20 protein-coding genes are annotated in these 18,858 nt (G+C 66.7%); 14 read left to right on the forward strand and 6 right to left on the reverse strand.

Going from position 1 to position 18,858, the window contains the following annotated elements:
- Positions 1-7 precede the first annotated feature (7 nt).
- The 4 genes from H7J86_RS19285 (at position 8) to H7J86_RS19300 (ending at position 2,448) form a co-directional block, all read left to right on the forward strand.
- The gene (locus tag H7J86_RS19285) at positions 8-193 is read left to right on the forward strand and encodes an antitoxin (RefSeq protein ID WP_090354693.1); all 186 of its coding nucleotides are present in this window, start codon (positions 8-10) and stop codon (positions 191-193) included.
- Positions 194-625: a type II toxin-antitoxin system Rv0910 family toxin gene (locus H7J86_RS19290; protein ID WP_090354694.1), complete on the forward strand. Its 432-nt coding sequence runs from the start codon at positions 194-196 to the stop codon at positions 623-625. It abuts the gene before it with no gap.
- Between the two features lie 130 nt (positions 626-755).
- Positions 756-1,655 carry an endonuclease domain-containing protein gene (locus tag H7J86_RS19295; RefSeq protein WP_267292670.1) on the forward strand — a complete coding sequence of 300 codons (900 nt, stop codon included), beginning with the start codon at positions 756-758 and terminating at the stop codon, positions 1,653-1,655.
- Positions 1,656-1,704: 49 nt separating this feature from the next.
- The gene (locus tag H7J86_RS19300; protein WP_267292672.1) at positions 1,705-2,448 is read left to right on the forward strand and encodes a VOC family protein; all 744 of its coding nucleotides are present in this window, start codon (positions 1,705-1,707) and stop codon (positions 2,446-2,448) included.
- On the opposite strand, the gene H7J86_RS19305 is transcribed toward H7J86_RS19300, so the two are convergent.
- Entirely contained in the window at positions 2,426-4,081 is a 1,656-nt protein-coding gene (locus tag H7J86_RS19305; protein ID WP_090354703.1) for an NAD-binding protein, read from the reverse strand. The two genes, H7J86_RS19300 and H7J86_RS19305, sit on opposite strands and share 23 nt — an antisense overlap.
- Positions 4,082-4,123: 42 nt before the next feature.
- Complete coding sequence (locus tag H7J86_RS19310; protein ID WP_267292674.1) at positions 4,124-4,597, reverse strand: cupin domain-containing protein; 474 nt, start codon at positions 4,595-4,597, stop codon at positions 4,124-4,126.
- A 42-nt stretch (positions 4,598-4,639) separates the two neighbouring features.
- Between H7J86_RS19310 and H7J86_RS19315 the strand changes: the two genes are divergently transcribed.
- Together H7J86_RS19315 and H7J86_RS19320 are read left to right on the forward strand one after the other, a co-directional pair.
- Positions 4,640-5,050, forward strand: a complete 411-nt coding sequence (locus tag H7J86_RS19315; protein ID WP_090354706.1) for a hypothetical protein — start codon at positions 4,640-4,642, stop codon at positions 5,048-5,050.
- A complete protein-coding gene (locus H7J86_RS19320; RefSeq protein WP_187096929.1) occupies positions 5,043-5,627 on the forward strand; it encodes a GNAT family N-acetyltransferase in 585 nt (194 codons plus the stop codon). Before H7J86_RS19315 ends, H7J86_RS19320 begins: the two co-directional genes overlap by 8 nt.
- Before the next feature lie 44 nt (positions 5,628-5,671).
- Here H7J86_RS19320 and H7J86_RS19325 read toward each other — a convergent pair whose 3' ends face one another.
- From H7J86_RS19325 to H7J86_RS19340, 4 genes are all read right to left on the reverse strand, one after another.
- The gene (locus H7J86_RS19325) at positions 5,672-6,121 is read right to left on the reverse strand and encodes an Hsp20/alpha crystallin family protein (RefSeq protein ID WP_090354710.1); all 450 of its coding nucleotides are present in this window, start codon (positions 6,119-6,121) and stop codon (positions 5,672-5,674) included.
- A gap of 172 nt (positions 6,122-6,293) precedes the next feature.
- Positions 6,294-7,157 carry a winged helix-turn-helix transcriptional regulator gene (locus H7J86_RS19330; protein WP_267292676.1) on the reverse strand — a complete coding sequence of 288 codons (864 nt, stop codon included), beginning with the start codon at positions 7,155-7,157 and terminating at the stop codon, positions 6,294-6,296.
- Complete coding sequence (locus tag H7J86_RS19335) at positions 7,157-8,656, reverse strand: carotenoid oxygenase family protein (protein WP_267292678.1); 1,500 nt, start codon at positions 8,654-8,656, stop codon at positions 7,157-7,159. The genes H7J86_RS19330 and H7J86_RS19335 overlap by 1 nt, the downstream gene beginning before the upstream one ends.
- A complete protein-coding gene (locus tag H7J86_RS19340) occupies positions 8,656-9,840 on the reverse strand; it encodes an acetyl-CoA acetyltransferase (protein WP_187096927.1) in 1,185 nt (394 codons plus the stop codon). Before H7J86_RS19340 ends, H7J86_RS19335 begins: the two co-directional genes overlap by 1 nt.
- A gap of 132 nt (positions 9,841-9,972) precedes the next feature.
- Here H7J86_RS19340 and H7J86_RS19345 point away from each other — a divergent pair, with 132 nt between their 5' ends.
- From H7J86_RS19345 to H7J86_RS19380, 8 genes are all read left to right on the forward strand, one after another.
- Complete coding sequence (locus H7J86_RS19345) at positions 9,973-11,076, forward strand: glutamate--cysteine ligase 2 (RefSeq protein ID WP_267292680.1); 1,104 nt, start codon at positions 9,973-9,975, stop codon at positions 11,074-11,076.
- 106 nt (positions 11,077-11,182) lie between these two features.
- Positions 11,183-12,247: a GGDEF domain-containing protein gene (locus tag H7J86_RS19350; RefSeq protein ID WP_187096925.1), complete on the forward strand. Its 1,065-nt coding sequence runs from the start codon at positions 11,183-11,185 to the stop codon at positions 12,245-12,247.
- Between the two features lie 197 nt (positions 12,248-12,444).
- Complete coding sequence (locus H7J86_RS19355) at positions 12,445-13,881, forward strand: APC family permease (RefSeq protein WP_267292682.1); 1,437 nt, start codon at positions 12,445-12,447, stop codon at positions 13,879-13,881.
- A 5-nt stretch (positions 13,882-13,886) separates the two neighbouring features.
- Positions 13,887-15,113, forward strand: coding sequence for an ROK family transcriptional regulator (locus tag H7J86_RS19360; RefSeq protein WP_267292684.1), 1,227 nt, complete (start codon positions 13,887-13,889; stop codon positions 15,111-15,113).
- Between the two features lie 44 nt (positions 15,114-15,157).
- Positions 15,158-16,048, forward strand: coding sequence for a 6-phosphogluconolactonase (locus H7J86_RS19365; protein ID WP_187096922.1), 891 nt, complete (start codon positions 15,158-15,160; stop codon positions 16,046-16,048).
- On the forward strand, positions 16,045-17,070 hold the full coding sequence (locus H7J86_RS19370; RefSeq protein WP_187096921.1) for a carbohydrate kinase family protein: 1,026 nt from the start codon (positions 16,045-16,047) through the stop codon (positions 17,068-17,070). The genes H7J86_RS19365 and H7J86_RS19370 overlap by 4 nt, the downstream gene beginning before the upstream one ends.
- Entirely contained in the window at positions 17,067-18,167 is a 1,101-nt protein-coding gene (locus tag H7J86_RS19375) for an aldose epimerase family protein (RefSeq protein WP_267292686.1), read from the forward strand. Before H7J86_RS19370 ends, H7J86_RS19375 begins: the two co-directional genes overlap by 4 nt.
- Positions 18,164-18,844 (forward strand): L-ribulose-5-phosphate 4-epimerase, encoded by a 681-nt coding sequence (locus H7J86_RS19380; RefSeq protein ID WP_090354734.1) that lies wholly within the window; start codon positions 18,164-18,166, stop codon positions 18,842-18,844. Before H7J86_RS19375 ends, H7J86_RS19380 begins: the two co-directional genes overlap by 4 nt.
- The last annotated feature ends 14 nt before the right edge of the window (positions 18,845-18,858 follow it).

The raw sequence follows: 18,858 nt of genomic DNA on the forward strand, positions 1-18,858 counted from the left end.
AGGCCCCATGAGTTTTCTGGATAAGGCGAAGAACCTGATCGCCGAGAACACCGACAAGGTGGAAGCCGCGATCGACAAGGTCGGCGACATCGTGGACGAGAAGACCGGGGACAAGTACCAGGGCATCGTCGACAAGGCGCAGGACGCGGCCAAGAACGCGGCCCGCAACATCGACCCCACCCACCCGGCGTAAATGGCCAAGCTATCGGTCTCCGTCGACGTGCCGTTGTCGCCGGAGAAGGCATGGGAAGCCGCGTCGGATCTGTCCCGGTTCTCCGAGTGGCTCAGCATCCACCGGGTGTGGCGCTCGACGCTGCCGCAGACGCTGGACAAGGGCACCAAGATCGACTCCATCGTCGAGGTCAAGGGCATGGCCAACCGGGTCAACTGGACCATCGTGAACTACAAGCCGCCGGAGTCGATGACCCTCAACGGGGACGGCAAGGGTGGCGTGAAGGTCAAGCTGATCGCCAAGGTGAAGTCCGTGGATGAGGGATCGGCGGTGCAGCTGGACATCCACCTGGGTGGTCCGGCGCTGTTCGGGCCGATCGGCATGGTGGTGGCCGCCGCGCTGCGCACCGATATCCAGCAGTCGTTGTACAAGTTCAGGACCGTCTTCTCCTGACGCGTTTGTGCGGTTTCGTGGGCGACGTGCCGTAGCGGCCCGCCGAAACCGCACAAACGCGACGGCCAGCCTGTGGATAACCGGCTGAGTAGGGCCCTGAATCGTCGGGTGCGACTGCGATGGTCGGCGCATGCAAGCCATCGACTGGCCGTTTCGCGCGGGCGAGATGCTCGACGCCGGCGCGCTGACATCGTGGGAGCTTCGGCGGTTCTACCAAGCCGTCTACCCCGGGGTGTGGATTCCACGCGGTGCTGAGCTGACACCCCAACTGCGTGCGTGCGCTGCCTGGCTGTGGTCCGGCCGTGAGGGCGTGGTGGCCGGGTTGTCGGCGTCGGCGATGCTGGGCGCCAAGTGGATTGAACCTGGCGAACCCGCGCAGTTGTTACATGGCAACCGGCGTCCGCCCGCGTTACTGACGGTGCATACGGAGCGCCTGCACCCCGATGAGGTGACAGGCACGCCGATACCGACGACGACGCCTACCCGGACCGCTTTCGACCTCGGTAGGTGGCTGCCCGTCACGGAAGCGGTGCAGCGGATCGACGCGTTGATTGCCGCCACGAACGTCAAGGTCATCGAGATCGAAGAGGTGGCGCAGCGGCATGCGAGAGCGCGCGGGTTGAAGCAGCTGCGCAAGGTCTTGCCACTCGTCGACGGGGGAGCGGAGTCACCGTACGAGTCGTTGACCCGGCTTGCTCTGATATCGGCGGGTTTTCCGATCCCGCACACCCAGATCGAGGTGTTCGACGAATACGGACGCGCGTTTGCGCGCCTCGACATGGGGTGGCCCGAATTCCATGTTGCGGTCGAATACGACGGCGCCCAGCACTGGACGGATGCCCAGCAGCGCAGTTGGGACATCGACCGGGCGGCGCTGCTCGAGGAGAAGGGGTGGACCGTCATCCGGGTGAGTGCAGGACTGCTGCGTGATCGGCGATTCCTGGGGCGCGTGGCATCTGCATTGCGTGCGCGCGGCTGCCGCGACGCATTTGTGCCGATTCCGTGGGCACATCCGGCGCGTTGCCCATGAAACCGCACAACCGCGATGAGTTTCGGAGCCGGCGCGGGTCGGTACCGGCATGACGACACCACTCGGCGCACCCTGTTGGATCGACCTGGCCACCTCTGATCTCGAGGTCGCCCGACGCTTCTACGGCACCGTCTTCGGCTGGACCTTCGAAGATGCCGGCCCCGAATACGGCGGGTACGTGACCGCCCACGTCGACGGAAAGCCGGTGGCCGGCCTGATGACCCATCCCATCGACCGGTGGAACACCTACCTGCACACCGCGGATGTGGATGCCACCCTCGCCCGGGTGACGGCGGCGGGTGGGGCCTGCTGCGGCGGCGCCATGGACATCCCCGCCCAGGGCCGGATGGCCATGGTCTCCGATCCCAGCGGGGGCGTGGTCGGGCTGTGGCAGCCCACCGGTCACCCCGGCACGGAGATCACCGGCGTGGCCGGCACCCCGGTGTGGCATCAGCTGACCACCCTCGACTTCGCCGAGGTGCTCGACTTCTACGTGCAGGTCTTCGGCTGGCAGACCGAGGTGGCCGGGGATACCGACGAATTCCGCTACAGCACCGCGGTATTCGATGGCGAACCGCTGATCGGCGTGATGGACGGCACCGCGTTCATGAGCGCGGGTGAACCGTCGAACTGGTTCTTCTTCCTCGGTGCCGACGACGTGGACAAGACCCAGCAGCTGATCGTCGACAACGGCGGCGCCGTCGTCCGCGCCGCGGAGGACACCCCGTACGGCCGGCTGGCGTCGGTCACCGACCCCACCGGCGCGGGATTCAACCTGTCGTCGTTGACCTGACGGCCTGCCCTTTCCCCAAGGTGGCCAGCAGTTCGCGGTAGGGCCCCACCAGATAGGCGGTGTCACCCGCGGTGAGTTGGGTGTCGCGACGTGGATGCAGCCGCGTCGCCACACCCGGTCGGGTGATCGCGATGACCCGGGTCTGCGTGGACATATCCGCCATCCGCGCCCCGTCCAATTCGCTGCCCGGTTCCACGCGCACCCCACCCACCATGAACGAATGCTGGCCGACGGAGAAGGTGCCGAACACCTGAAGACCGAGTGCGGCGCCGATGAACCACGGCGCGGCCAGCTCCACCGTCGAGCGCACGTTCTCGAAACCGAACCGCTGCGCGACGGCGGCGCCGAGCACCCGGTCGTACACCCGCATCACGACGGGTTGGTCTGCGGTGAGCTCGCGTAGCACGATGCCGGTCTCGATGTTGACCACATCGTTGGGCGTCAGGACGGCGATCGCCCGGCACTGCGCCACTCGGGCGGATTCGAGGGTCTCGCGCAGTGTCGCGTCGCCGAAGATGACCGGGACGTCCAGGCGGCGTGCGGTGGGCAGGAATCGGTTGTCCTCATCGCTGTCGATGACGGCGACGTCGTATCCGGCGTGCACCAGGTCGCTGACCACCCGGATTCCGAACGAGCCCAGGCCCACCACGACGATGTGGTCATGCAGATGCTGGGCCCGCCGCAGGCCCGCGGACTGGGCCAGCCGCCGCGACAGCAGCACGTCGGCGACGAAGGCCACCAGGATCGCGGTGGTGGTGACACCGGCGAACATCAGCCCGATACCCCAGAGGCGCAGCCAGGACGGCTGGTCGATGAAGCTGAAGTCGCCATAACCGACGGTGGCGATGGTTTCGGTGCTGAAGTACAGGGCGTCGATCCAGCTCATCCCGGGCGGCCGTTGATACGTGAAGCGCAACAGCACGGTCGACCCGATCAGCAGGGTCATCGACGCCGCCAGCGCCCGGTAGAACATCGGGTTGATGTCATCGCGCAGTACCCGGACCGCATCGAAGAACCTGCGCAGCGGCGGCCGCCGGACCCGGTTGTGGCTCAAAGGTTTCGACACCTCGATACCTTGTCCGGCCAGTTCGGCGGCGGTACCGATGATGGCGGTCCGGTCGCCCTCGTGGACGGTGATGTCACGACCCGGACACGCGGTCACCGAAGAGTCGCCGTGGATCACCGCGACCGGGGCCAGGTCGCCGTAGATCTCGCGCAGGGTGGCGTCGCGCGGCACGTCGGCACCGGACACGACGAAGTCGATACCTGCCACCGCGATGGTGTGGGTGGTGCGATCCAGGCAGGCCTCGACCACCGAGGGGGCGGCCAGGTCGGCGACGTCGAGGATGGCGCCGGGCCCGTTGCCGAACGCGACCGCCTCGCGGAGCACGCCATTGGCCAGTCGGGCCACCACCCGCACCTGCGGGCTCAGTTGGCGTGCCAGCAAGGCGATTTCGAGGTTGACGGCGTCATCGTCGCCGACGCAGACCACCGCGGTGGCCGACGGGACATCGGCGGTGGACAGGGCCCGCGGATCCTGTAGCGGGACCACCGTCGCGCCGGCGCCGCGCAGCTCGTCGGCAATGCGCTCGGCCAACGCGTCGGTGCCGCACACGATGATGTGCCCCTGCATAGGGCGCCACCTTTCCTGTCGCTTCGCTCGCCCCAGGAAAGGCTAAGGGCTCGGCGCCCCCAGTGCGAAGTCTGCGAAGTCGAAACCGGGCACGACCACACAGCTGACCAGTGTGGGTTCGTCCGGTGCTTCTCCCCGTCGCTGCGCTCGCCCCAGATGCCGGGCCCGCTGCCAGTGTCCGGGCGGCACCACCACCTGCGGCTGCTCGCCGGCGGCGATATCGGCGCCCAACAGCAGTTCGGAGGCCTCCGCTTGGCGCGGCCCGACTTCCAGCACCAGCGGGCTGCCGCGGTGATAGAGCCATAACTCGGCACTGCGGACGGTATGCCAGGCCGACTGCTGACCGGGCATCAACAAGAACAGGATTGCGGTGCCCGCGCTGCGCGGCCCGGTGTACTCCGGGGGCAGCGCCGACTGCGGAGTGGTCAGCGCGCTACGCCAGGTCTCCGCGTACCAGCCGCCCTCCGGATGCGGGGACAAGTCCAGTTCCCGTGCCCAATCGGGGAGATCCGTCATGGCAACCCAGACTACGGTGGCCAACCGGATAACCTGAGCCGTATGGCACGTCTGCGTCCCGGCTGGCTGGTGGCACTGTGTGCGCTCGTGCTGATCGTGAGCGCATGGCTGCCCTGGCTCACCACCCACGGCGGCCGGGCCAATGCCATCGGGGCGAGGACGGGCGCCATCGAGGTGCCACCGCCCGGTTTCGGTGTCGGGCAGTTGATCGTGCTGCTGGCCTCGACGTTGATCGTGGCGGCCGCGATGGCCGCACAACGCCTGTCACCTCGGCTGGCTTCTGCTGCCGCCCTGTCACTTTCGATGATCATCGCCGCGCTGATCGGCTGGTACTTCCGGCTGTACGTGCATGCGCCCATTGCCGCGGGTTACGGGCTGTTCGTGGGCGCGGGTGCGGTGGCCGTCGGGATCGTGCTGTCGGTGCTGACCATGGTGGTGGCCTGGGGTGACTAGCTTCGTCGAACCCGTGACGCTGACGGGGCAACACTGGGTGACGCTGGAACCGCTGAGCACCGATCACACCGACGAGATCGCCGAAGCCGCCGCCGATGGCGATCTCGGGCGGCTGTGGTTCACCGGTGCCCCGTCACCGGATACCGCGGGCCGTTGGGTGCAGACCTGGCTGGGCAACCCGGCCGCGTTCTCCTTCGTGGTGCGGGCCCTGGACGGAACTCTGGTCGGGTCGTCGAGCTACCTCAACATCGACGGGCCGAACCGGCGACTGGAGATCGGGGCCACCTGGTACCGCGCCTCGGTGCGCCGCACCGGGGTGAACACCGAGGCCAAACTTCTGTTGCTCGGCCATGCCTTCGACGAGTTGAACTGTGTGGCAGTCGAATTCCGCACCCATTTCTTCAACACCACCAGCCGCGCGGCAATCGAGCGGCTGGGGGCCAAACTGGACGGGGTGCTGCGCAGTCACCAGCTGCTGCCCGACGGATCGCGCCGGGACACCGTCGTCTACTCGATTCTGGATATCGAGTGGCCGGCGGTGCGCAACAACCTGCGGTTCCGGCTACAGCGCGCGTGAAGCCGCCGGGGGTGGGCTGTGACGCCACCCCCGGCGGTTGCGACTCACTGTGAGTCGACGGTATTCGGTTCGATGGATCGCTGGCCGCCGCCGTGCGCGATATCGATCTTGCGCGGCTTGGCCCGTTCGGCCAGCGGGATCGTGACGGTGAGGACACCGTTCTCGTACGTCGCTGAAATGGCTGAGGTGTCAATGCCTTCGCCGAGGGAGAGCTGCCGGCGGTAACTGCCGAAAAACCGCTCGTTGGCGAACCATTGGACCGAGTCATCGGTGCGGGCCGTGCGGTGGGCCGAGATGGTCAGCGTGCCGTTGTCCACATCGACGTCCACCGAGCCGGGATCGACGCCGGGAAGATCCGCGGTCAGAACGTAGTGGTCATCGATCTTGCACAGGTCCATGGGCATGAACCTGGGGGTGCGCGATGATCCGGATTGGCTGGTGAGCAGCCCGCGGGTCAGGGCGTCAAGGTCACTGAACGGATCGAAACGGAGCACAGTAATCCACCTCCTCATTCGCTCAAGAGCCCACCACCCTGGCGGGCAGCCAAATCACTGTGCAGTTCTATTTTTAGCACTCTCGATGCGAGAGTGCCAGTCCTGAGTTCGAGAATTTTTTCACCAGGTGACCACCGATACCCGGTGTGGCGCAGCATGTGTGGTGGTCCGGCTACGCGGTGGGGACGATGCCGACCGACCTTCCGTGCAGGACCTCCCCGCATTGATCGCAGGCCAGTACGGCATGGAAGGCGGCGCCACAGGTGGTGTGGGTGAGCTCGACGGCCGGGCCCTCGGGTGTGGCGAGCCAGCGCTGGGCCCAGTCCAGGGCGGTCACCAGGATGGGCAGCACCGCGCGGCCCTTCTCGGTCAATCGGTAGCGGCCGTCGGTGGTGGTCAGGACGTCGTTGGCCACCAGGATCTGCAGCCGGTCGGACAGGGAGCCGGGCGGGGCGCCGAGTTGGGCGGCGAAATCGGTGAACCGGCTGGTGCCGACAAAGGCGGCGACCATGACGGCGAAGGACCACCGGTTGCCCAGGATGGTCATGGTCTGCGGGAACAGGCCCGCTCGGTCGCCCTGGGATCGCCGCCTGGTGGCGACGGTGGGCATGGACCGCGCCCAGGATCCGCTCGGACCCCACCGGGCATCCAGGGTTTTCTCGGTCGTGGCCGCGCCGCAGCCGCCACAGGTCAGCGACGGCGCACACTGCGCACCGCAGCCGGAGTGCCACATCGCAGGCAGCGCATGCTCGGGCACCCAGCGGCGCTCCCATTCCCAGATGGACACCAGCATCGGCCACAGTGACCGGCCGCTGCTGGTCAGCCGATAGTCTCGGCCCGCCCGGTCCAGCAGCCCTTCGGACGTCATGCTCGCCAGCCGCGATGTCAGCGCCGCATTCGAGATCGGCAGCCGCGCGGCGAATTCCCCGTACCGGGTGGCGCCCAACAGCGCCTGCTGGGCGATCAGCAGCGTCCACTCGTCACCGAGCAGGCCGAGCATCCTGCCGACGGCGTTCACGGTCGGGCCGGGCTCCATCACTCCCGCCAGCGCCGCAGCTCCGAACCCGGCGCCCAGGTCGAGTGGGTTCCACTGGAAACCCGTTCCGGCAGTTGCAGTTTGCACACCGGGCCGTCGGCGAGTCCGGCAGCGTCGAACACCAGACAATACGACGCATCGGCGGTCATATCGGTCGTGATGGTGATGAGGTAGCCATCGTCTTCGGCGCTGCTCCCGAGGCGGGGCGCCATGGCGGTCTCGCTGCCGTACACCCCGTCGGCGAACGCGTAGCGCTGCTCGGAACCGGTGTGCAGATCGTGGCGCACCAGTCCGTCGAACAGGAACCAGCCCGGTTTGCCCGTCGCGGCATAGGTGTAGCGGTAGTCCTTGGCCGCATAGGACGGGTTGATCATGCCGAACTCGGTCAAGCTGTCGGACAATTGCTCCTCGCGCGTCTGCCCGGTGCGCAGGTTGAACCGCCAGCGGTGCAGCCGGGTCTGCATCCCGTCCAGGGACAGATACCGGAAGAACCGCTGCCACCGCGGATCCATCCCGTCGGCGGTTCCGGCGTCGGTCGGTTCGGGGGTGCCCTGGAAGAACCCGTCGAGCACGATCTCGTCGCCGTCCTCGAAGGCGTTGGTGAAGTGCAGGACATACGTCGTCGCGGCCTCGAACCAGCGAATCTCGCCGGACCCGCCGCGCCGTGGCAAGATCCCGAACCGGGACGGCAGATCCCGGTGCAGCCGGGGAATGTGCGCGTTGTGTTTGAGCATTTCGGCATCCCAGAACAGCGGGAAATCGTTGAGGATCACATAGTTCTCGGTGAACGCCATATCGTGCGGCAGTCGCGGGCCGGGGAGTTCGACGTCGACGTAGTGCACCAGGGCATCGCGCTCGTCGACCACGCCGTAGTGCATGTACGGGGCCTGCTTGCCGTAGTTGAAGAACAGCAGTTCGCCGGTGGTGCCGTCGACCTTGGGGTGCGCCGAGACACCCAGGTCGGTGGGAAAGCCGCCGGAGAAGTCCGCCTTGCCCAGCGCGTCCCCGGTGTACGGGTCGATCCGGTACAGGTCTCCGCACTGGTAGAAGCTGGTGAGCGCGACCCCGCGGTGCACGGTCACATCGGTCGACGACGCGTCCTTCATCAAGGTCCGTGCACCCCAGCCGTGATCGCGCTGGGCGAGTTCGACCGGCTCGGCGATGCCCGGCCACAGCGGGCCACCTGCTTCCTGCTCGGCGAGGAAGCCGTCGGTCGGGATGAAGCGGTTGCGGTAGAAGGCTTTTCCGTCCCGGAATCCGACGATGTGCAACATGCCGTCGCCGTCGAAAGGGTGATAGGTCTTGAACGCGGGATGCAGCGGATTCTCGGTGTTGCGCAGGTACACCCCGTCCAGATCGCCGGGGATCTCGCCCTCGACGACGCGCAGGTCCACGGCATCCCATTCGGTGGTCTGTGGGCGCCACGGGCCGGTGCGGTACGGGTGGTCGTCCTCCTCGGGGAGGGTGGACAGATACTTGGCGACCACTTCTACGTTCATCAGAACCCCTGGGAGACGACGAAACTGACGGTGGTGGCGGTGCTGCCACCGAAGTTCAAGGTGCCGAACGTTTTCGCGCCGTCGACCTGGTAGTCCCCGGCGGTTCCGGCGACCTGTTTGGCCGCGTCGAGCAGCATCCGGACCCCGGTGGCGCCGACCGGATGACCGCCGCCGATCAAGCCGCCGCTCGGGTTCATCGGCAGCCTGCCGCCGATCTCGATCTCGCCGTTCTCGATGGCCTTCCACGATTCGCCGGGCCCCGTGAGACCGATATGGTCGATCGCCAGGTACTCACTCGGGGTGAAGCAGTCGTGCACTTCGAAACCGTCCAGATCCTCCAGGGTCACCTGGGCGCGGGTGAAGGCGTCGACGACGGCGCGCCGGACATGGGGCAGCACATACGGATCCGCCTCGGCGCGGTCCAGTTTCTGCTGCAGTCCCAGGCCGACGGTGCGGTGCCCCCAACCGTCGATACGGGCGATCGGTCGGGCCTCGGGATGGTCGCGCAGATAGCTGTCGGAAACCAGCACCACGCCGGCGCCCCCGTCGGTCATCTGGCTGCAATCCAGTCGCCGGATCCGGCCCTCCACGACCGGGTTGTCGGTGGTTGCCGCCCACTCCCGGGTCTGTGCGTTCGGGTTGGCCTTGGCGTTGGCGTGATTCAGTGCCGAGAGGGCGTCGAGGTGAACGTCTGCGAGGCCGTAACGCCGGTCGTATTCGTCGGCCACCCGGGAGAACATGTGGGGCCACATGAATTTCGCGTCCGCACCCTCGTGCCCGGTCCATGCGGCCGCGCCGAGATTCTGCGCGGCGAGGTCGCCGGGCACCGTCTTCTCCAATTCGATGCCGACCACCAGGGCGCTGTCGTAGTTGCCGGCCCGCAGGTCGGCCAGCGCGGCCAAGATCGCCACCCCGCCCGACGCGCACGCCGCCTCATGCCGGGACGCGGGGACATCCCACAGCGCGTCCTCGACGGTGGCGGGCATGGCACCCAGGTGGCCCTGGGCCGCGAACATCTCGCCGAACGCATTGCCGACGTGTACCACGCCGATATCGGCCGGCCGTGTCTTCGCGGCGGTCAACGTCTCACGGACCACCTCGGCGGTCAGTGCCGCGAAATCGGCACCCTCGCGGTGCAGGTTGCGGGCGAAATCGCTCTGATAACCACCGAGGATCCACGCCATGACCGCGACGTTACTGCAACTAACAGAGTAATCGGCGGGAATTCGCCGGCTCCGCGCCGGGAAAGGGTGCGAGAGCACGTGTCCTTCAACGGCGCTGGTTTGCGGGCATGCCACCTGGGGGAATCCCCGGACATGGTTGAGCATCCGACGGTCGGGGTCGAAGAGGAGTTCCTCCTCGTCGATCCCCGCACCGGAGAACCCGTGCCCCGCAATCGTGACGTGGCGAAATACGCCGAACAGCGCGGCCTCGATCTGCAGTTGGAGCTGACCAGTTGCCAAGTGGAGACGACCTCGCCGGTGGTCCACGGTGCCCGAGAGCTCCGCGATGCACTGTCGACACTGCGCGCGGGCGCGGCCCAGGCCGCCGCGGATGCCGGCACCCGACTGCTGGCGGTAGGACTGCCGCCGACCGTGCCGCAGCACTTTCCGATCACCGACACCCCGCGGTACCGAAAGATCGCCGAGCGGTTCGGGATGATCGCGCACGAGCAGGGCATCTGCGGATGCCATGTGCATGTCGCCGTCCCGGATCGGGACACCGGTATCGAGGTGAGCAATCGGCTCCGGCCGTGGCTGCCGACGCTGCTGGCATTGTCCGCGAACTCGGCGGTCTATCGCGGCGCCGACACCGGGTATGCGAGCTGGCGCAGCGTGCTGTGGGCGCGCTGGCCCAGTGCGGGCCCGCCACCGCATTTCGCCTCTGCCGCGGAGTACGACGCACTGGTCGACATCATGCTCACCTCCGGCGCCGCGCTGGACGACGGGATGGTCTATTGGGACGTGCGTCCGTCGGTGAAGTTTCCGACCGTCGAGGTGCGCGTCGCGGATGTGCCCGCGACGGTCGGTGACACCGTGCTGCTGGCCGCGCTGGTCCGCGCGTTGGTGATGACCGCCCTCGACGATATCGAGCGCGGCCGGTCACAGGAGCCCGTCTCGGGACACGCGTTGGCCACGGCGTACTGGCGTGCGTCACGAGATGGCTTGGGCGGCTTCGCCGTTGACTTGATCGATAGTCACGCATTGGTGCCCGCGCCGCGCATGCTGGAAGCGCTGCTGGCTCGGGTGACAGAGGCGCTGCAGACCGTGGGGGACTATGACACCGTGACTGCGGAATTACAGCGCGTGCTCGCCGAGGGCAACGGGGCCGGCCGGCAGCTGGCGGCGTGGCGGCGTCGCGGCGAAGTCTCCGACGTCATCGATGAGGTGGCCCGGGCAACGCTGACCGGCCTCGGCTGACACCCGATCTCCGCGACGGCATGGCCGGGCGATGCCTGTGCGGAAACGCCCAGGCCACCGTGCATGGCTACTATCGACCCAGGGACGGGTGTATCGGGGGATCATGATGGCGTTGCGGTCACGGCTGCAGCAACGCGAAATTCTCGACGGCCTGCTGTTGCGCGAGTCGGTTTTCAGGTACGCGATAGCGGCGTTCGTGCTGCTGTTCGGTGTCATCGCGATGTTCTCCCTGGCCTCGTCGGACGGGCCGCAGGCACCCGTGGCCAGAGGTGTCGTGCTGGTGGTCTCCCTCACCACGCTCCCGGTCGCCATTGCCACCACCCGACTGCACCTCGGGTCGGTGTGGTGGTCGCAGCGCGCGCGTTGGCAACCCGCTCCGACGTTGTTCGTCGGCTATGCCGACACCGGGCTGACGGTGATCCTGGCGGCGTTCCAGAACGCCGCCGCCGCGCTGCTCGGCACCGCATTGTTTGCGGTGGTGGGTGCCTACGCTGCGCATTTTCTCACCGCCATACCCCGTCTGGTCCACATCGCGGTGTCCAGCGTCGTCATCATCGTGTTCGGCGTCCGGACGGTTGCCGCCGGCGACACCGACCCGCTCGGTGGCGTCGGGCAGACCATGGTGCTGTTGCTGGCCGTCAACGGCACGGTGCTCCTGCACGGGCTGTACACCAGTGAGATCCGTCAGGCGATCGCTCGCAGTCACATGGTCGCCACCACGGATCCGTTGACGCTGCTGGCGAATCGGCGCGCCTTTGATCTGCGCGCGCGGCGACTGATCGAAACCTCGCCGGACGGTGTCGATGTGCTACTCGTCGACGTCGACGACCTCAAAGTGATCAATGACAGCTATGGGCATGACCACGGTGACCAGGTGCTGCGGCGCGTGGCCGCCGGCATCACCAGCACGGTGGGACTGCACGCGGTGTCGGCCAGGTTGGGCGGTGACGAGTTCGGGATCGCGGTGGCGGTTCAGCCGGATCGCACCAAGGAACAAGTGGCCGACGCCCTGCGGCAGCTCCTGTCGCGCGAGGGCATCAGCGTCAGCATCGGTAGCGCCCGAGCCGAAGGCCCGACGCCGACCGGTGATTCGGAAGCCGTGCTGAGCCACCTGCTCAAGACCGCAGACGAGCGGATGTACTCGGGTAAGAGACGGCAAACGCGCCCCTGACGGATCGCGGCCGGAGTCAGGTCCGGCGCAGCGGCGGCGCCGTATTCGGTGTGCTTTCTCGATGCGAGGCCCTGCTCGACGCGCCCTCGATGGTGCGGTAACAAGTTCTTAACTCCCAGGTCTTGCGAGGTCGGGCGGTAGGCGTTAGCTTTCTTCCATTAATACGGACACTGTCCGATCTAATTAGGGAGACATGAATGGCACAACCGGCGCCTCCGGCGCAATCTCTGAACAGCAACTCGATCGGTTTGGTGCCGGGAGTCTTCCAGGCTCTGACGCATATGGGGCCTGCCGCCGGGGTCGCGTCCTCGCTCTTGGTGGCAGTGGCGTTCGCCGGCCCCGCGACGCCGCTGGCGGTTCTTCTCGCACTGATCGTCATTCTCCTGGTGGGCGTGGCAATCGGGTCATTGGCCCGGGTGTTCAGCTCGGCCGGCGGCCTCGCCGACTACGTCGAACAATGCCTCGGCAAGAGGGCGGGAGCCTTCGTCGGATGGCTGTACGCGCCGCTCGAATTACTCATCGCGCCAATCGTTCTCGTGTTCTTCGGCCAGTTCCTCTCCGGCACCATCAACGCGGCGGCCGGAGTCGACATCCCCTGGTGGGTGTTCGTGATACCCGCGGCTCTGTTGGTCTGTCTGCTCAACATTCGCGGCGTCCAGCAGTCCACGGCCACCGGTGTGGTGATGGGCGCGGCGGAGATCGGCACCTTCCTCGTCCTGGCGGTGTGGATGATCGTCGCCGGCGGCCACCACAACACCCTGGCCGTCTTCAATCCCGCGAACGCGCTCGAGCCGGGGTGGACGGGCATCTTCAAGGCCGTCGTCTTCTCGATCCTCGCGTTTCAGGGCTTCGAAACCGCCGCGCCACTGGCCGAAGAGGTCAAGGACCCGCGCCGCACGATCCCGCGGACCATCATGTACTCGGCAGTGGCATGCGGCGCCTTCTACGTGCTGTGTTCCTATGCGTCGGTGATCGGATGGGGCTTCGACGATATGGCCAACTTCGCGACCGCGGACAGTCCGTGGATCGACCTGGCGCACAAGTTCTGGGGCCCCGCCTGGGTACTCGTCCTGCTCGCCCTGTTCAACAGCTTCCTCGGAAACATCAACGCCGGCACGATCGCCGCGTCCCGAATCGTCTTCGCCTTCGGACGGATGGGTCGGCTACCGGCCCGCTTCGGCAGTACCCATCCCACCCACGCGACTCCGACCTTCGCCATCTACTTCCAGACGGGAGTGTCGATCATCGTCGCTCTCGGCCTGGGACTCATCCTGGGGCCGGTCACCACGTTCTCGGTGCTCGGAGCGCTCATCACCGTGTTCGCCATCATCATCTACATCATGACCTGCCTCGCCTGCATCAAATACCACCTCACCGACCGCGCCGAACGCGGGACGAATATCGTGCTCCATGTGGTGTTCCCCGGGCTCGCAATCGCAATTCTGTTGGCGCCGCTGTACTTCCAGTTCATCCCGTGGCCGGAGTATCCGGGCAACCTCGGTAACATCGCCGCGATCGTCGTCATCGGATGTGCGGCCGCCGCCGCGCTCCTGGCGAACTTCCGCGGCGAGCCGGCGTCGGTGCTCGCCGCCCCGGACCTCTCACCCATTGACATCACCGACGAGAAAGGCTGACTTCCATGGTGGTCTTCGACAGTCCGCAACGGGCCCGGGCGCGCAATCGCCGGCTGGTCCTGGACGTGGTGCACAGCCGGCGAGGTGTCACCCGAGCACAGCTCGGTGCCATCATCAAGCTGTCGAAGACCTCCATCAAGGAAATCTGTGACGACCTCATCGCTGAAGGGCTGCTCGAGGAGTATCAGTCGGAGCCGTCCAAGCGCCAACAAGGCCGTCCCGCACTGAGTCTGAGAATATCGACCACGCACGGATGCGTACTCGGTATCGATGTGGGCGCCGACAAGGTCAGCGCCCGAACCGCCACCCTGGACGGCGACGTTCTGGCCGCCAAGGAGGTTCGCACTCGCCGGGAGAAGCCCGACAAGGACTACCTTCTCGGTCTGGTCGGGGAGGCGGTGACGTCGGTTCGCCAGAGTGGTCCTGAGGACAGTTCGGAGTTCCACACCATCGTGGTCAGCACCCCTGGGGTCGTCGACCCGCGCACGCACGTGGTCAGCCTCGCCCCACAGATACTCGACTGGGACGGCACGGATTTGCGTGCTGCCTTCGCCGAGTGCCTCGACGTCGAACCGGAGCGGGTGTTCGTCGAACGCCAAACCGACCTGTCGGTGCTCGCCGAGGCCGTGGCCGGGGCGGCGGAGGGTATCGGAACGGTCCTCTACGTGCAGCTCGGCATCGGCATCGGCGGTGGCATCATCGCCAATGGCAGCCCGGTCACGGGAGCCGTCGGTGCCGCCGGAGAACTCGGCTACCTACCGCTGAGCTTCGGTGATGACCCGCCCGCCGGAAGCGGCATCGGCGCATGGGAGTGGGCCGCCGGCGGACGGGCCTGGGCCCGACATGGGCGGGCCGCTGCCACCGAGCCAGGCGGTTCTCGACTGCGGGAGCTCGCGGGTGGCAACCCGGATGAGGTCGACGCCGAGGTCGTGTTCCGGGGCATCCGCGAAGGTGACCAGGCCTCACTTGCGGTGTTCCGCTGCATGACTCATCGAATCGCGGCGGGCATCGCAGCCGCGGTGTGCGTCATCAACCCCGAATGCGTGCTGATCGCCGGTGGTCTGTCCAAGGGTGGCGAGATGCTCTTGGACGCACTGCGCGACGAACTCGATCAACTCGTGCCGATCATGCCCGACGTGCGGTTGGCCGCGTTCGGCGGCGATGGCGGCGTCACCGGTGCGCTCTACAAGGCGACCGAACGCGCCTTCGATGCACTCAATCCCATGCCCTGACGGTCTCGACCCGACGACCGTCCCCATGACAAAGGAGTACTTTCATGCAAACTCTGTCCAAGCGCGCGCTGCTGGAATGGTGCGCGATTCCCGCGGACGAGCTGACGACCCATCCCGCCCGCCGGATCCCGTTCCGGATGGTCGAGGACAGGACCGAGATGGGCCGCGTCATGGCCCGGGAGTTCGTCGACGCGGTCGTGCAGGCGCAGCACGAAGGACGCAATTTTCGGATGATCCTGCCGTGCGGACCGATGGCGTGGATGGAGCCGTTCGCACGGATCGTCAACGCCGACAAGGTGAGTCTGCGCAATCTCGAGGTGTTCCACATGGACGAATGTCTGGATTGGCAGGGTCTGGAGATCTCGCGCGATCATCCGTACAGCTTCCGCGGAACCATGGAGCGCGAGTTCTACGGTGCGATCGACGCTGCCCTGCTGCCGGCAGTGGAGCAGCGTCACTGGCTGACACCGGACACTTGTGCCGCCATGTCGGCCGAACTGATCGAGAATCCCGCCGACCTCGCCTACGGCGGTTGGGGACAGGACGGTCACGTGGCCTACAACCAGGCGCGGCGCAACCCGTTCAGTGAGATCTCGGTGGACGACCTGCGGAATTCGACAGCGCGAATCCAGGACAACAATGTCGACACGATCATCGCGCTCTCGCAGCGAACCCTGGGCGGCGCTTACCAATTCGTCCCGCCGATGTCGGTGACACTGGGCATGCGCGAGATTCTGGCGGCCCGCCGGGTGCGTCTGTTCAGCGATACCGGTGCCTGGAAGCAGACCGCGCTGCGGGTGGCGCTGTTCGGTGACCCCACCGCCGAGTATCCCGTCACCCTGCTGCAGGGCCACCCCGATGCGATGCTCACGGCAACCAAAGAGACGGCACAGCACCCGATCTCGCTGAATCCAGGCTGGGTGACCGCACTGTGACCGGTATCCACCGACGCCGATGCGACATCGTGATCGGCACCGGCGGACTGGGAGTCGGCACGGCCTTGGTGCTGGAGGGCGACCACACGCTCGGACGCGAAGAGAGCAGGGCTGCCCGATTAGTCGACACACAGGACCGCTGCAAGCTGCACATCATCCTGCATTACGTCGCCCGGCTTGCGGACCGGCGGCTGCGGGTCGTTCCGGTGGGCAGTGTGGGCGATGATGCCGCCGGCAGGACCGTGCTGACAGAACTTGCCGCCGAAGGAATGGACGTTTCATACGTCGCCACGGATCACACACGACCGACACTGAGCTCTGTCTGCTTCAGCTATCCCAACGGCGACGGCGGCAACCTGACCCTCACCGATACCGCCAGTTCGGTCGTCGGGCCGGCGGACATCGACGCCACCACGGCGTTGTTCGTGGAGCACGCCGACCACGGGATCGTGCTTGCCGCACCCGAGGTACCCATGGCTGCGCGCATCGCGTTGCTGGAGTTGGCGACCCGGCACGGCTTCGGCCGCTTCGCCTCGTTCCTCTCCGGCGAGATCCGCCAGGCGTACACCGACGGCGTGCTGGGCTTGGTGGATGTGCTCTCCATCAACATCGACGAAGCGGCCGCGCTCGTCGGGGTGAAATTCGCTGTACTGAAAGAGAATACGAGCACGGTGGTGGACCAGGCAGTCGGTCTGCTGGTCGGCAGGTATCCGGGGTTGAGCTTCTGCATCACGGCGGGCCGGTCGGGCAGCTGGGTATGGGACGGTACGGTGCTACACCACCAGGCGCCTCGCACCGTCGCGGCGAAGAACACCGCCGGGGCCGGTGACGCGCATCTCGCGGGATTGATCCTCGGCACGGTGGCCGGGCAGGGCCTGATCCCCGCCAACGCGCGGGCGACCGCGTTGTCGGCGCTGAGTGTGACGAGTCCGGACACCATCAACACCGACATCGACAGGCAGAACTGCGTGATCTTCGAACAGCCGGCGCCGGCCGGCACCGACCAGGTGACAGCCACATGAGGTCCAGCAGCGCGATACAGGAGTTCGGGGTCACCGCGGACGGCACCCAGGTCCATCGGGGAATCCTGGAGAACGAGACCGGGATGCGGGTCGTGATCCTGTCCTTCGGGGGGATCATCCAGCGCCTCGAAGTTCCGGGCAACGACGGGGACACGGCGAATGTCGTGCTGGGCTACGACGAACTGAGCTCCTACGAAGCCGATGAGTACTATCTGGGCGCCATCGTGGGGCGTTGCGCCAACCGGATTCTCGATGGCAGCTTCACCCTGGGCGGGGTGACGTACCAGCTGGACCGTAACGATCCCTTCGGCACCATGCACGGCGGCAGCGCCAGTGTGGACAAGCGTGTGTGGACGATGGAAGCCGTGGACACCCCGCACGCGTGCGGCCTCGAATTGACCATCACCAGCTGCGACGGCGACAACGGCTTCCCCGGCAACGTCACGATCACGGCGCGCTACGAATTGCTGCGTGACGCCAATGTGCTGCGGCTCGGGTTCGAAGCGACCACCGATGCGCCCACCATCGTGAACATGACCGGGCACAGTTACTTCAACCTCGCCGGTGAGGGTTCGGGAAGCGCGGGGGAGCACCTGTTGACGGTGGATGCCGACGCCTACCTGCCCGTCACGGCCGAGTTGGTTCCGACCGGGCAGTTCGAGCAGGTCGACGGTACCCCCTTCGACTTTCGCGCACCCCGACGGATCTCCGAACGGATCCGGACCGGGCATGAGCAGTTGCGTCTGGGACGTGGCTACGACCACAACTTCGTCCTCCGTAAACCGTTGGACGGCAGCCGATTCGCCAGGGCGGCGCACCTCGTCGAACCCGAGTCGGGGCGGGCGCTCGAGGTGTGGACCACCGAACCCGGACTCGACGTCTACACCGGCAACTTCCTGGATGCCAGCGTCGTCGGAGCGGGCGGTCGTATCTACCGTCAGGGCGATGCCATCGCCCTGGAACCGGAGCACTTCGCCGATTCCCCCAATCGCCCGGAGTTCCCGTCGGTGGAACTGCACCCGGGTGAGGTGTACCGCAGCCGGACCGAGTACCGGTTCGGCACCGTGGGGGCCGGCGCGGCAGGGGTGCCGGCATGAGCACCGAAACGGCCATCGCCGAGGCTCGCCATGAACTGGCGCTCCTGCACCAGGATTTGGTGCGCAACGGTCTGGTGGTGTGGACCGCAGGCAATGTGTCGAGCCGAGTACCGGGCGCCGACCTGATGGTCATCAAGCCGAGCGGGGTGTCCTATGACCACCTCGGTCCCGAGGATATGGTCGTGTGCACGCTGGATGGCCGGGTCGTTCCCGGTTCGGTGGGATCGCACCGCTCCCCGTCGAGCGATACCGCGGCACACGCCTATGTCTACCGGCATATGCCCGAGGTGGGCGGGATCGTGCACACCCATTCGACCTATGCCGTCGCCTGGGCCGCACGTGGTGAGCCCATCCCGTGCGTCATCACCGCGATGGCCGACGAGTTCGGTGGTCCGATCCCGGTCGGCCCGTTCGCGGTGATCGGCGACGATTCCATCGGACGCGGCATCGTCGAGACCCTCACCGGACACCGCAGCCGGGCAGTGTTGATGCGCAACCACGGACCGTTCACCGTCGGGACCAACGCGCAGGACGCCGTCAAAGCCGCGGTGATGCTCGAGGATGTGGCCAGGACCGTGCATATCGCGCGTCAGTTCGGTGAACCGGTTCCCCTTCCCGACACTGCGATCGACCGGCTCTTCGACCGATATCAGCACGTCTACGGACAACAGCCTTGAGTCCCCGGCGTCGA

It is taken from the genome of Mycobacterium hackensackense (assembly GCF_025822555.1).
GTDB lineage: Bacteria > Actinomycetota > Actinomycetes > Mycobacteriales > Mycobacteriaceae > Mycobacterium > Mycobacterium fluoranthenivorans.